Origin of the sequence: Actinoplanes sp. OR16, from assembly GCF_004001265.1 — a bacterium.
Classification (GTDB): Bacteria; Actinomycetota; Actinomycetes; order Mycobacteriales; family Micromonosporaceae; genus Actinoplanes.
Genome location: NZ_AP019371.1, coordinates 4,045,633 through 4,058,371, shown reverse-complemented (window position 1 = coordinate 4,058,371; position 12,739 = coordinate 4,045,633). Strand labels below are relative to the sequence as shown.

The 12,739-nt window shown below is 69.1% G+C and carries 14 protein-coding genes and 1 pseudogene; 3 read left to right on the top strand and 12 right to left on the bottom strand.

The genetic code is table 11. The features are described from left to right. The first annotated feature begins 8 nt into the window (after positions 1 to 8). A complete protein-coding gene (locus EP757_RS18810; RefSeq protein WP_127547807.1) occupies positions 9 to 965 on the top strand; it encodes an alpha/beta fold hydrolase in 957 nt (318 codons plus the stop codon). A gap of 22 nt (positions 966 to 987) precedes the next feature. On the opposite strand, the gene EP757_RS18805 is transcribed toward EP757_RS18810, so the two are convergent. From EP757_RS18805 to EP757_RS18765, 9 genes are all read right to left on the bottom strand, one after another. Next, positions 988 to 1,722, bottom strand: coding sequence for a maleylpyruvate isomerase family mycothiol-dependent enzyme (locus EP757_RS18805; protein ID WP_127547805.1), 735 nt, complete (start codon positions 1,720 to 1,722; stop codon positions 988 to 990). A gap of 73 nt (positions 1,723 to 1,795) precedes the next feature. Then, complete coding sequence (locus EP757_RS18800; protein ID WP_127547803.1) at positions 1,796 to 2,308, bottom strand: metal-sulfur cluster assembly factor; 513 nt, start codon at positions 2,306 to 2,308, stop codon at positions 1,796 to 1,798. Further along, positions 2,308 to 2,763 (bottom strand): Fe-S cluster assembly sulfur transfer protein SufU, encoded by a 456-nt coding sequence (gene sufU, locus EP757_RS18795; RefSeq protein ID WP_127547801.1) that lies wholly within the window; start codon positions 2,761 to 2,763, stop codon positions 2,308 to 2,310. Before sufU ends, EP757_RS18800 begins: the two co-directional genes overlap by 1 nt. Continuing rightward, positions 2,763 to 3,992 (bottom strand): cysteine desulfurase, encoded by a 1,230-nt coding sequence (locus EP757_RS18790; RefSeq protein WP_127547800.1) that lies wholly within the window; start codon positions 3,990 to 3,992, stop codon positions 2,763 to 2,765. The genes sufU and EP757_RS18790 overlap by 1 nt, the downstream gene beginning before the upstream one ends. Before the next feature lie 11 nt (positions 3,993 to 4,003). Beyond that, on the bottom strand, positions 4,004 to 4,762 hold the full coding sequence (gene sufC / locus EP757_RS18785; RefSeq protein ID WP_127547798.1) for a Fe-S cluster assembly ATPase SufC: 759 nt from the start codon (positions 4,760 to 4,762) through the stop codon (positions 4,004 to 4,006). Continuing rightward, positions 4,759 to 5,091, bottom strand: a complete 333-nt coding sequence (locus tag EP757_RS18780) for a non-heme iron oxygenase ferredoxin subunit (RefSeq protein ID WP_127547796.1) — start codon at positions 5,089 to 5,091, stop codon at positions 4,759 to 4,761. Before EP757_RS18780 ends, sufC begins: the two co-directional genes overlap by 4 nt. Further along, positions 5,088 to 6,215 carry a Fe-S cluster assembly protein SufD gene (gene sufD, locus EP757_RS18775; RefSeq protein WP_127547794.1) on the bottom strand — a complete coding sequence of 376 codons (1,128 nt, stop codon included), beginning with the start codon at positions 6,213 to 6,215 and terminating at the stop codon, positions 5,088 to 5,090. Before sufD ends, EP757_RS18780 begins: the two co-directional genes overlap by 4 nt. Before the next feature lie 53 nt (positions 6,216 to 6,268). Next, a complete protein-coding gene (sufB, locus tag EP757_RS18770; protein WP_127547792.1) occupies positions 6,269 to 7,690 on the bottom strand; it encodes a Fe-S cluster assembly protein SufB in 1,422 nt (473 codons plus the stop codon). After that, positions 7,683 to 8,411, bottom strand: coding sequence for a helix-turn-helix transcriptional regulator (locus EP757_RS18765; RefSeq protein ID WP_370457860.1), 729 nt, complete (start codon positions 8,409 to 8,411; stop codon positions 7,683 to 7,685). The genes sufB and EP757_RS18765 overlap by 8 nt, the downstream gene beginning before the upstream one ends. Before the next feature lie 133 nt (positions 8,412 to 8,544). On the opposite strand from EP757_RS18765, the gene EP757_RS18760 reads away from it, so the two are divergent. Together EP757_RS18760 and EP757_RS43915 are read left to right on the top strand one after the other, a co-directional pair. Further along, a complete protein-coding gene (locus tag EP757_RS18760) occupies positions 8,545 to 9,495 on the top strand; it encodes a heme A synthase (RefSeq protein WP_232050689.1) in 951 nt (316 codons plus the stop codon). A gap of 364 nt (positions 9,496 to 9,859) precedes the next feature. Next, a pseudogene (locus EP757_RS43915) lies at positions 9,860 to 10,030 on the top strand (CAP domain-containing protein); the annotation flags it as partial. 212 nt (positions 10,031 to 10,242) lie between these two features. On the opposite strand, the gene EP757_RS18750 reads toward EP757_RS43915, so the two are convergent. The 3 genes from EP757_RS18750 to EP757_RS18740 form a co-directional block, all read right to left on the bottom strand. Then, positions 10,243 to 11,124 carry a RimK family alpha-L-glutamate ligase gene (locus tag EP757_RS18750; RefSeq protein WP_127547788.1) on the bottom strand — a complete coding sequence of 294 codons (882 nt, stop codon included), beginning with the start codon at positions 11,122 to 11,124 and terminating at the stop codon, positions 10,243 to 10,245. After that, positions 11,124 to 11,417 (bottom strand): hypothetical protein, encoded by a 294-nt coding sequence (locus EP757_RS18745; protein ID WP_127547786.1) that lies wholly within the window; start codon positions 11,415 to 11,417, stop codon positions 11,124 to 11,126. The genes EP757_RS18750 and EP757_RS18745 overlap by 1 nt, the downstream gene beginning before the upstream one ends. Before the next feature lie 227 nt (positions 11,418 to 11,644). Continuing rightward, complete coding sequence (locus EP757_RS18740) at positions 11,645 to 12,595, bottom strand: heme o synthase (RefSeq protein ID WP_174262415.1); 951 nt, start codon at positions 12,593 to 12,595, stop codon at positions 11,645 to 11,647. Positions 12,596 to 12,739: the final 144 nt, after the last annotated feature.

The following is a 12,739-nucleotide window of genomic DNA, read 5'->3' as shown; positions in this document are numbered from 1 at the left end:
TGTCCGGAATGGTCCTCGCTCATGACATTTCCGGCACCGGCCCGGCCGTGCTCCTCCTGCATTCGACAGTCGCCGACCGCCGGATGTGGGATCCGCAGGTCCCGGCGCTGACCGCGGCCGGCTACCGGTTGATCCGATGCGACTTCCGGGGGTACGGCGAATCGCCCGTCCCTCTCGACATCGCCTGGGACGACGCCGACGACGTGCTTTCCCTCCTCGATTCGCTCGGCGTCACCACCACCGCCGTCATCGCCTCGTCCGGCGGCGGTCGCGTAGCCCTCTCCCTCGCGGCCCGCACCCCCGCCCGGGTCACCTCTCTGGCCCTGCTCTGCACCGCGCTGCGCGGCCACTCGCCCAGCCCCGAACTGCTCGCCTTCAGCGATCGCGAGGACGCCCTCCTGGAAGCGGGCGACGTGGCCGGCGCCACCGACCTCAACGTCTCCCTCTGGCTGGGCCCCGAGGCGGGCGAGGCCGAGCGGGCCAGGGTACGTCTCATGCAGCGGAACGCCTTCGACGTGCAGCTGGCCGCCGAGGCAGCCATGGCAGCGGCGCCCTCAGCGCCAGAGGCAACGCAGACGACCGACCTCGCGACCGCGCAGACAGCCGACCTCGCGGCCACGCAGACAGCCGACCTCGCGGCCACGCAGACAGCCGACCTCGCGGCCGCGCAGACAGCCGACCTTTCGGCCGCGCAGGAAGCCGACGACGACTCGGGTGCGCGGTCGGAGGCCGCTGGGTCTCCGGGCGCCCCGGCCGAGCTCGACCTGGCTGCCATCACCGCGCCGGTGCTGCTGCTCTCCGGGGCACATGACCTTCCGGACTTCCGGGAGATCGCCGTCCATCTGGCGGAAGTCCTGCCGAAGGCCCGTCACGTCGAGCTCTCCTGGGCCGGCCATCTCCCCAACATGGAACGCCCCGACCTGCTCAACCCCCTGCTCGTCGAGTTCCTGGCCGAGACTCGCTGACCCGGCCGCCTGCTCTGCCCTCTCAGTCCACGACGCACCACTCCCTGATCTGCTCGGCCACTTCGCGGTCGCCGTCGACGCGGACGTCGGCCAGGGGGATGCGGCGGTAGAGGGCCAGGACCAGGTCGCTTGCCCGGCCGTGGACGCGGGTCACCGGGGCGCCGCTCGCTGCCGGGCTCACGGTGGCACCGGACGGGGAGAGGTCGAGAGTCCACGACGGGCCCTCGATCGCCTGGAATTCGACTCGGGCCGGGCGGTGCGGCCAGGCGCCCCGGGAGCCCATCGGGACCTCCAGGAACTCGCCGACCCCGTCGACCGCGACGGCGGCGGGGAGCGGCTCGGGCTTGCCGAGCGCCTCCTGGGCGTCGAACGCGTGGACCGCCGCCTCCTGCACCTGGTGGCGGGCGATGGCGCGGGTCGTGTGCGGCGCTGCCGACGGTGGCCACCAGGACCAGCACGGCGCGTCGGGGCCCGCTGCGCGGAGGGCGTCGGTCAGGAGGCGGGTGGCTTCCTCGGACAGAGGAAGGGGGTCGCCTGCGGGCAGCACCGGGACCGGAGGCGGACCGTCGGCATCGCCGGCCCGGACGGCCGCGGCCCAGAAGCGCTGCACCCGGCTCATGTGGGTGACCAGGTCGTGCACGCTCCAGCCGGGGCAGCCCGGCACCCCGGCCGTGAGGTCGGTGGCGGCCTCACGCAGCGCTGCCGATCGGGACTCGATCAGCGACAACAGCTCGGGGAAGGGCGGTGTCGATGCCATGCCCCGGTTCTACCACCGGGGTACGACAAAGGGCGGCGCGCTTTCCGGCGCACCGCCCTGAAGACGTACGAAATCAGACGTTGAACCCGAGGGCCCGGAGCTGCTCGCGTCCGTCGTCGGTGATCTTGTCGGGGCCCCACGGCGGGAGCCACACCCAGTTGATCCGGAAGTCCTGCACGAGGCCGCCGCCCGGGCCGGTGGTCAGCGCCTGCCGGGTCTGGTCCTCGATCACGTCGGTCAGCGGGCAGGCCGCGGACGTCAGCGTCATGTCGAGGGTGACCACGTTGTCGTCGTCCACGTGCGTGCCGTAGACCAGGCCCAGGTCGACGACGTTGATCCCGAGCTCGGGGTCGACGACGTCCTTCATCGCCTCTTCGATGTCGTCGGTCGAGGCCTTCTTGACCGGGGCCGCGGGCGCGGCAGGCTCGGCAGCGGCCTCGGAGACGCTCACCGCGGGAACCTCGGCGGCGTCGCCGGCCTCCGCGCGCTCAGCCTCCAGCCAGGCCGGAACCTCGTCGGCCGAACCATCCCCGGCCGAGCCGGGAACAGACGCCACAGTCTGAACAGAATCGGTCTTGTCCGTCATCACGCCTTCACCTCCGGGCTCACGCCCACGTCCACGCCCGCACGCACCGCCGCGTCCTTGAACGCCATCCACGGCAGCAGCGCGCACTTGACCCGGGCCGGGAACTTGGCGACGCCGGCGAACGCGATGCCGTCGCCGAGCACCTCCTCGTCCGGCTCGACCTGCCCACGGCTCTGCATGAGTTCCACGAACGAGTGGTGGATCTCCGAGGCGGTGGCGGTGTCCTTGCCCTGGATGAGCTCGTGCAGCACCGATGCCGAGGCCTGGCTGATGGAACAGCCCAGCCCGTCGTACGAGATATCTGTCAGATCGGATGTGACCCGCACGGTGATCTCGTCCCCGCACGTCGGGTTGACGTGGTGCGCCTCCCCGTCGAAAGGCTCCCGGAGTCCGCGGCCGTGCGGATTCTTGTAATGGTCGAGGATGATCTCCTGGTAGAGACCGTCGAGCATCATCAGCCGAACACCTTCCGCACCTGGTCGAGACCGCGCGCCAGGGCGTCGATCTCGTCCGTCGTCGTGTAGAGGTAGAACGAGGCCCGCGTCATCGCCGGAACGCTGAAGCGGGAGCAGACCGGCCGCGCGCAGTGGTGGCCGACCCGCACCTCGACACCGAGGGCGTCGAGGATCTGGCCCACGTCGTGAGGGTGTACCCCGTCGACGCCGAACGACACCGTGCCGCCACGGCCGACCGGCGTCGCGGGCCCGAAGATCCGGACGTCGGGAACGGCCGACAGGGCGTCCAGCGCATATGCCGTGATCGCCTGCTCGTGCTCGTGGATCGCCTCCATGCCGAGCCGGGTCAGGTAGTCGACGGCCGCGCCGAGACCGATCGCCTCGGTGATCGGCGGGGTTCCGGCCTCGAAGCGCGCCGGAGGAGCGGCGTACGTCGTACCGGTCATGGTCACCGTCTCGATCATCGAGCCGCCGCCGAGGAACGGCGGCAGCTGCTCGAGAAGATCGAAACGTCCCCACAGGACGCCGATGCCGGTCGGGCCGAGCATCTTGTGCCCGGTGAAGGCGATCAGGTCCGCGCCGAGTTCCCGGACGTTGATCGGGAGATGCGGAACCGACTGAGAGCAGTCCAAGACGAGCAGAGCGCCGACCTCACGAGTTCGGCGCGAAATGTCCGAGAAATCATTGATCGTGCCCAGAACATTGGACATGTGCACCAACGAAACGATCTTGGTGCGTTCGGTGATGAGCGAGTCGAGTTGCGACTCGTCCAGCCGCCCCTCGTCGGTGATCCCGAACCAGCGCAGCGTGGCGCCCGTCCGCTCACAGAGGAGCTGCCACGGCACGATGTTCGAGTGATGCTCCATCTCGGAGATCACGATCTCGTCGCCCGGACCCAGGCGCAGGTGCTGCCCCGCCGAGTGCGCGACCAGGTTGAGCGCCTCGGTGGAGTTCTTCGTGAAGACGATCTCGTCCGGGCTCGCCGCACCGATGAAGGTGGCGATGCGAGCCCGGGCGCCCTCATAGGCCTCGGTCGACTCGGTGCCGAGCGTGTGCACGGAGCGGGACACGTTGCCGTTGTACCGCTCCTGGTGCGCGCGCATGACGTCGAGCACCTGCACCGGTTTCTGCGAGGTGTTGGCGCTGTCCAGGTAGACCAGCGGGTGACCGTTGACCTCCCGCTCGAAGATCGGGAAGTCTTTACGGACCTGCTCGACGTCGAAGCTCATGGCAACCCCTGTCAGGCCTTCGCGAGGAACTTCTCGTAGCCCTCGGCCTCGAGGCGCTCGGCCAGCTCCGGGCCGCCCTCTTCGACGATCTTGCCGCCGACGAAGACGTGCACGAAGTCGGGCTTGATGTAGCGGAGGATCCGGGTGTAGTGCGTGATCAGCAGGAAGCCGGTCTCGCCGGTGGCGCGGACCCGGTTCACGCCCTCGCTGACGATCCGCAGCGCGTCGATGTCGAGGCCGGAGTCGGTCTCGTCGAGGATCGCGACCTTCGGCTTCAGCAGCTCGAGCTGCATGATCTCGTGACGCTTCTTCTCACCGCCGGAGAAGCCCTCGTTCACGTTGCGCTGCGCGAACGCGGGGTCCATCTGCAGCTTCTCCATGGCGCCGCGCAGCTCGCCGGCCCAGGTGCGCAGCTTCGGCGCCTCGCCGTCGATCGCGGTCTTGGCGGTACGCAGGAAGTTCGCCACCGAGACACCGGGAACCTCGACCGGGTACTGCATCGCGAGGAAGAGACCGGCCCGGGCGCGCTCGTCGACGCTGAGCTCCAGGACGTCCACGCCGTCGAGGGTCACGGATCCACCGGTGATCTCGTACTTCGGGTGGCCCGCGATGGAGTACGCCAGCGTCGACTTGCCGGAGCCGTTCGGACCCATGATGGCGTGGGTCTCGCCGGCTTTCACGGTGAGGTCGACCCCGGCCAGGATCGGCTTCAGCTCGCCCTCGGGCAGCTTCACCGAAACCTGCAGGTCACGGATCTCCAGGGTGCTCACGGCTCTACTCCATTACTGGGTGTGGTCGAAACGTAGATGTCGCCGTCGCGGATCTCGACGGGGTAGACCGCCACGGGATCCATGGCGGGTGGTCCGGAGGGTTCACCGGTGCGCAGGTCGAAACGGGAGCCGTGGAGCCAGCACTCGAGCGTGCAACCGTCCACCTCCCCCTCGGAAAGGGCTACCGACGCGTGACTGCACTCGTCACGCACCGCGTAGAAGTTGTCGTCATCGGCGTGCACGATCGCGACCTCGACACCGTCGACCTCCACCTGGAGCGCGGTGCCCTTGGCGACGTCGGTCGCCGGGCCGACATTTTCGAACGTCACTGCCCGGCCTCGACCAGCCGAGCCTCGATCGTGTCGCCGAGCCGCTCGCGGAGTTCCTCGACCGGGATCTTGTTGATCAGCTCGGCGAAGAAGCCGCGGACCACCAGCTTGCGCGCCTCGTCCTCGGGGATGCCGCGCGCCATCAGGTAGAACAGCTGCTCGTCGTCGAACCGGCCGGTCGCGCTCGCGTGCCCGGCGCCGGCGACCTCACCGGTCTCGATCTCCAGGTTCGGCACCGAGTCGGCACGGGCGCCGTCGGTCAGGACCAGGTTCCTATTGATCTCGTACGTGTCGGTGCCCGTCGCCGCCGCGCGAATCAGCACGTCGCCGACCCAGACGGTGTGGGCCGAAGCGCCCTGCAGCGCACCCCGGTAGCCGACGTAGCTCCGGCAGTCCGGCACGGCGTGGTCCACCAGCTGGCGGTGCTCGTGGTGCTGGCCGGCGTCGGCGAAGTAGAGGCCGAACAGCTCGGCGTCGCCGCCGCGGCCGGCGTACTCCACGCTCGTGAACTGGCGGACCAGGTCGCCGCCGAGGGTGACCTGGAGGTGCTGGACGCGGGCGTCCTTGCCGACCCGGAACTTGATGTGCTGGGCCTGCACGGCGTCGCGGTCCCACTCGGCCAGCGTCACGAAGGTCAGCTGAGCGCTGTCACCGAGCACGACCTCGATGTTGTCAGCGAGCGTCACCGAGCCGGTCTGCTCCAGCACGATCGTGGCCTTGGCGAAGTTGCCCACCTTCACGAAGGTGCGCGCCGCCGCGGCGTCGCCGCCCTTGCCGACGAGACGGATGACCGCCGCCTCGGCCGGCACGGCCTCGGGCGCCACCTCGATCACGGTGACGCCGGCGGCCGAGCCGAACGCGAGAGCGCTGATCCGGTCGAACGGCGTGAGCACGGCGTCGACGTCGTCGGCGGTGGAGACAGTCACGCCGGCCGGCAGGTCGCCGAATTCGACGCTCGGCGCCGCGCCGGTCAGCGTCTCGGCCTTGACCAGGTCACCGAGCCGCTTGAGCGGGGTGAAGCGCCACTCCTCCTCCAGGCCGTTCAGGGCCGGGAAGTCGGTGACGTCGAAGGAGCGCAGCACCTGCGACTTGGTGCTCGGCGGGGCGATGGCCTCGGTAGTCATCTCGTCCTTTTGTCTTGGTTCCAGCTTGGCCCGTGGGTGCGCGGCAGTGGGCGCTAGCCCACTGCCCCTTCCATCTGGAGTTCGATGAGGCGGTTCAGCTCCAGGGCGTACTCCATCGGGAGCTCCTTGGCGATCGGCTCGATGAAGCCACGCACGATCATCGCCATCGCCTCGTCCTCGGTGAGACCGCGGCTCATCAGGTAGAAGAGCTGGTCCTCGCTCACCTTGGAGACGGTCGCCTCGTGACCCATGTTCACGTCGTCCTCGCGGATGTCGACGTACGGGTACGTGTCCGACCGGGAGATCGTGTCGACCAGGAGGGCGTCGCACTTGACGGTGCTCTTCGAGCTCGACGAGCCCTCCAGCACCTGGACGAGGCCCCGGTACGACGTCCGGCCGCCCCCACGCGCGATCGACTTCGAGATGATCGTCGAGGAGGTGTGCGGCGCGGCGTGCACCATCTTCGCGCCGGAGTCCTGGTGCTGGCCCTCGCCGGCCATCGCGATCGAGAGCACCTCGCCCTTGGCGTGGGCGCCGGTCATGTAGACCGCCGGGTACTTCATCGTCACCTTGGAGCCGATGTTGCCGTCGACCCACTCCATGGTCGCGCCCTCTTCGCAGGTGGCGCGCTTGGTGACCAGGTTGTAGACGTTGTTCGACCAGTTCTGGATGGTCGTGTAACGCACCCGGGCGTTCTTCTTCACGACGATCTCGACGACCGCGGAGTGCAGCGAGTCGGACGAGTAGATCGGCGCGGTGCAGCCCTCGACGTAGTGCACGTACGAGTCCTCGTCGGCGATGATCAGGGTCCGCTCGAACTGGCCCATGTTCTCCGTGTTGATCCGGAAGTAGGCCTGCAGCGGGATGTCCACGTGCACGCCCTTCGGCACGTAGATGAACGAGCCGCCGGACCACACGCTGGTGTTCAGCGCGGCGAACTTGTTGTCGCCGACCGGGATGACGGTGCCGAAGTACTCCTTGAAGAGCTCCTCGTGCTCCTTCAGCGCGGTGTCGGTGTCCAGGAACAGCACGCCCTGCTGCTCGAGGTCCTCGCGGATCGCGTGGTAGACGACCTCCGACTCGTACTGAGCGGCGACACCGGCGACGAGGCGCTGCTTCTCGGCCTCCGGGATGCCCAGCTTGTCGTACGTCGCCTTGATGTCCTCGGGCAGGTCCTCCCAGGAAGCGGCCTGCTTCTCGGTGGAGCGCACGAAGTACTTGATGTTCTGGAAGTCGATGCCGGTGAGGTCGGCGCCCCAGTTCGGCATGGGCTTGCGGTCGAACAGACGCAGGCCCTTGAGCCGCAGGTCGAGCATCCACTGCGGTTCGCTCTTCAGCGCCGAGATGTTGCGCACCACCGCTTCCGACAGACCGCGCTGGGCGGTCGCGCCGGCGTGGTCGGCGTCGGCCCAGCCGTATTCATACCGACCAAGAGCCGCGAGGTGCTCTTCCTGGGTGACGATCTGGTCAGTCATTATCTGTCCTTACCGTTGATGACGGGATGTGTGTCGTGCACACCCCGTCGCCGTGGGCGATGGTGGCGAGGCGCTGCACATGAGTGCCGATGAGCCGGGAGATGACTTCGGTCTCGGCGTCGCACAGCTGAGGGAACTCGGCAGCCACGTGAGCCACCGGGCAGTGATGCTGGCACAGTTGCCCGCCGGACGCGATCGTGGTCGCGTTGGCAGCGTAACCCTCGGCGGTCAGCGCCTCGGCGAGCGCCTCGGCCCTCGCGAGAGGGTCGGGTCCGGCCGACAGGATGGCCGCCTGGAGCCGCTCCTCGAGGGCTTGGACCTGCGACGAGGCGAAGGCGCTGATCGCTGCCGGTCCGTGATGCTCGGCGATCCAGCGCAGGGCCGCCGTCGCGATGCCGTCGTAGTGATGCGGGTTATTGAGATCTTCGCGGCCGGCGGGAGTCAGCACGAAGGCCTTCGCCGGGCGCCCCCGGCCCCTCGGCTTGTCCTGCCGCAGCTCGCGCGCCTCGACACGGCTCTCCCCGAGCATCGCGTCGAGGTGCTTGCGGATCGCGGCGGGACTCAACCCCAACTCGGCTCCGAGCTGGGCAGCCGTTGCGGCGCCCTTTTGCAGGAGCAGCTGCGCGACCCGGTCACGGGTGCGTCCGTCGGAGGCCGTGGCAGACGCCACCGCACTCACCGGGATCAGCACCTCGTTTTTCACTACTCCAACGTTACGTATTTCCGGGAGGCCCTGCAAACCGAACCCCGGTGATCCACCACACCGGTGACCGGAGCTGCGCGTTCTCGTGTCGGACCCCGCGCGTACGATCCGTCGGGTGAAGTCCTCCCGATCGCTCCTGGAGTCCGCTTCGCTGTCCCGCCCCGGGCAGCTCCTAGCAGCGGCGGCACGCCCGCTCGCCCTGGCGTCCCTGGTGGCGAACGCCGCGTTGATCGTCACCGGAGCGGCGGTCCGGCTCACCGGCTCGGGCCTCGGCTGCCCCACCTGGCCGAAATGCACCGACGACTCCTACACGACGACGTCCGAGATGGGCGTCCACGGCATGATCGAGTTCGGCAACCGGCTGCTCACCTTCGTGCTGGTCGGCCTCGCCTTCGCCACCTTCTTCGCCGTCCTGCTGCACCGCCCGCGCCGCCGCTCGCTGATCGTCCTCGCGGTCGCTGTCGCGCTCGGCGTCCCCGGCCAGGGCGTCGTCGGCGGCATCACGGTGCTCACCAACCTCAACCCGTGGGTCGTCGGCATCCATTTCATCCTCTCGATCGCCCTGATCGCCGGTTGCTACGCGCTCTGGCGCCGCATCGACGAGGGCGACGGCGCGCCGGTCCCCCTGGTGCCCACCCCGATCCGCCACCTGGCCTGGATCACCGCGGTCGTGAGCTTCGCCGTGATCGCCGTCGGCGTCGTCGTGACCGGCAGCGGCCCCCACGCCGGCGACCAGGGCGCCAAGCGCAACGGCCTGGACCCGGCCACCATCTCCCAGTTCCACGCCGACCTGGTCTTCCTGCTGATCGGCCTCTCGGTGGCGCTGTGGTTCGCCCTGCGCGCCGTGGCCGCGCCGGCCGCCACGGTCCGCGCCGCCGCGGTCCTGATCGCCGTCGAGTTCGGCCAGGGTGTGATCGGCTTCGTGCAGTACTTCACCCACCTCCCCGTCCTCCTCGTCGCCGCCCACATGCTCGGCGCCGCGATCACCTGGACGGCCACCCTCGCCGTGCTCTGGTCCTTGCGCACGCGCCCGGCCCTGCAACCGGCCGCCGTCGCCCCCGCGGTCAAGTCCGAGGAACCGACCCCGGTGCCCGCTTCCTGACGGCCTCTGCCCCGAGCGTCGAGTTGAGGCGCGGATTCGCAGCCCGACCCAACGAACAGTCCGGCCAACGCTGAGCGTGTGGAGGGTCGCGGACAGCCTTGGGCATCCTAGGAATCTAGGCTGATAGGAACTCCTCGGCGCTGTCGAGCGGACCACTGAGCCGGCCACCGTGGCGCGACGATCGGGCACCGCGTCGGTGATCCGCCGAGTCGGGAACGGGTCGACCAGAACAGCGCAACCGAGGAACGGGCCCGCTCGTGCGCCGAGCTCTTCGCCGCTGCGCCCTGGCCACTGTCGGCGCCGCTCTGATGATCGCCGGCACGGCTCAGGCCGCGGATTATCGCCGGCCCGGCTCAGGCCGCAGATGATCACCGACACGGCTCCGGCCGCGGAGGTCAGCGAGACCGCCCTGCAGAGCGAGATCAACCGGCTGATCAACGTCGAGCGTGCCGAGCACGGCTGCGCCGCCCTGACCACCGACGACAAGCTGACCGACGCGGCCCGCGGGCACAGCGCGTTCATGGCGCGGACCGGCGAGTTCTCGCACACCGGCATCGGCGGCTCGGACTTCGCGGCCCGCGCGAAGGCCGCCGCGCCGTTCAGCGGAGAACATCGCGTGGGGCTACCGCAGCGCCGAGCAGGTCGTCGCGAGCTGGATGAACAGCCCGGGCCACGGCGTCGACATCCTCGACTGCGAGTCCAAGACCTCGGTGTCGGCGCGGGCGGCACCCCGTACTACATGAACCGTCAGAAGCGCTTCAGGATGGCGTCGGCCAGGCGGGGAGCCGACTCGGGAGCGGTCCGGAGGAACAGACTCGGCTCGGTCAGCTCCAGCTCGATCACGGTGGGCGAGCCGTCGGCGCCGGGAATCAGATCGACACGCGCGTAGAGCAGCTGAGCGGTCCCACCCGGGACAGCCGCAAGCGCCCGCCGGGCCACCTCCAGCTCGGCCGCGGACGGCACCCGCGCGGTGATCTCCCCGTCGCCCGGCTTGATCGACCCGTCGGCGGGCCCGGTCAGCAGCGGCCCCTTGCGGATCGCGTGACTGAAGGACAGCTCCCCGGAGGCGTCCGGGGTGCACAGGACGGCGGTCTCCCCCGCGGAGTCGACAGCCGTCAGATACGGCTGGATCATCGCGGTACGACCGGCTGCCTGCAGCCGGGCCACGTGAGCTGAGGCGAGGGGAAGCTGGGCGGGGAGGGTGTAGCGGCCGGTGTCCTGCGCGCCCGCGCTGATCGTCGGCTTGACCACCCAGTCGCCGGACGACGGGGGCGACCAGGCGGCGCCGGGCGGCACGAACTCGGTCGGGATCGTGGGGACGCCGGCTCCGGCGAGGTCGCGAAGGTAGACCTTGTCGGTGTTCCACTCCACGATCGCGGCCGGGTTGAGAAGGCGCGGCACACGATGCGCCCACGCCACGAAGTCCTCGCGCCGGGCCACGTAGTCCCAGGGCGAGCGGATCACGGCGAGGTCGTACGAGGACCAGTCGGCGGATTCGTCGTCCCAGCGGACCGCGTCGACGACCACCCCGCGCGAACGCAGCGCGTCGCGCAGGGGGTGATCGTCATCCCAGAGGTCCGGGAAGATCGCGCAGGTGACCAGCGCGACCGACGGCGAGGAGGTGCTCACTAGCGGGCCATGCTCCGGCGTGCCATCGAACGCCACAGGTCGTTGCTGGGCCGCATCTGCTCCAGGAGCTCGCGCTCCCACTCGTTCTCCACGGCGACGCCGGCGCCTTCGCATGCCTCACGGGCGACACCGGTGTCCTGGGCGAACTGGTCGGACCACTCGCCGTCCTCTCCCACGAGGACGATGCGGGCGCCGCGCTTACCGACGTACTCGATCACCGCCTTGGCGCCGTTGTGTTCGGCGGCGAAAGACTTGATCTCGCGGGTCAGTGTCGTTACGGAACCTTCTGCCATGAGGGGCAGCCTAAGCAGTCCGACGCGCCACGCGGGTAACTCCGGAGTTCTTTTGTGACTCCAATTACCTGCGGGTTTCGAAATCCGCAGTATTGTTATCAGCCGATTACGCCCGAATTGCGACGTCGACCGAGATCAACCCTTTGGGTGACGGACAGTGACTGACACAAGTCATATACCGGGCATCTCGTGCGACGGCACCGACCAAACACAGACGACTGTCACTCTCAGACGAGAGCGTCCACCGCGATCGCCATGAAGACGACGGTCAGATATGTGATCGATAGGTGGAACAGCCGCATCGGCTTCACCGCGACACCCTGGCGCGTCCGGTAGGTGAGACGGATCGCCTCGGCGAGGAACACCGCGCCCATCACGATGGCGGTCACGCCGTAGATCGGGCCGAGGCCGAGCGGCCAGGCGACGAGCGAGACGACCACAGTGAGGACGGTGTAGACCAGGATCTCGAAGTTCACCCGGTTCATCGACCGGACGACGGGGAGCATCGGGATACCGGCCCGCGCGTAGTCGTCCTTGTACTTCACCGCGAGCGCGTAGAAGTGCGGCATCTGCCAGAAGAAGACGACGCCGAAGAGCGCCCACGCGAGAGGCGAGATGGACCCGGTCACCGCGGCCCAGCCGATCACCACCGGCGCGGCGCCGCAGACGCCACCCCAGAACGTGTTCGCCGGGGTCCGGCGCTTCAGCCACATCGTGTAGATCACGTCGTAGTAGAAGATCGACGCTGCGGTGAGGACGGTGGCGAGCCAGTTCGTCAGCACCGCCATCAGCACGACCGAGATGACCGCCAGAGTCAGGCCGAAGATCAGCACTGCCCGCGGGGTGATCTGGTGCGCCGGCAGCGGGCGGCGCTTGGTGCGCCGCATCAGCTGGTCGATGTCGCGGTCGATGTAGCAGTTCAGCGCGCTCGCTGCGCCTCCCGCGAGACCACCGCCGATCAGAACGGCGGCGAACGTCACAGCGTCCGGCCAGCCGCCCGCCGCGATCATCATCGTGGGCACTGTGGTGACCAGCAGCAGTTCGACGATCTGCGGTTTCGTCAGGGCGATATAGGCCCTCAGCACCGCGATCCGGCTGCGCCGGGCCTCGCCACGAGGCGCAGGCTCCGCCCCGCCGGGCGACCGTCGGTGGACGGGACGCTCGGTGATCATGCTCACGGACAGCCACCTTCCGGCATCGGCTTTATTTCGCGGCCGTTGCGCAGGTATTCACCCAGCGGCCCGCCCGGACAGCCTACGCGCAGCCGTCTCTGCTGCTCGGGGCACCCAGTACGGGTGCATACCGTCACACCACTTGATCCG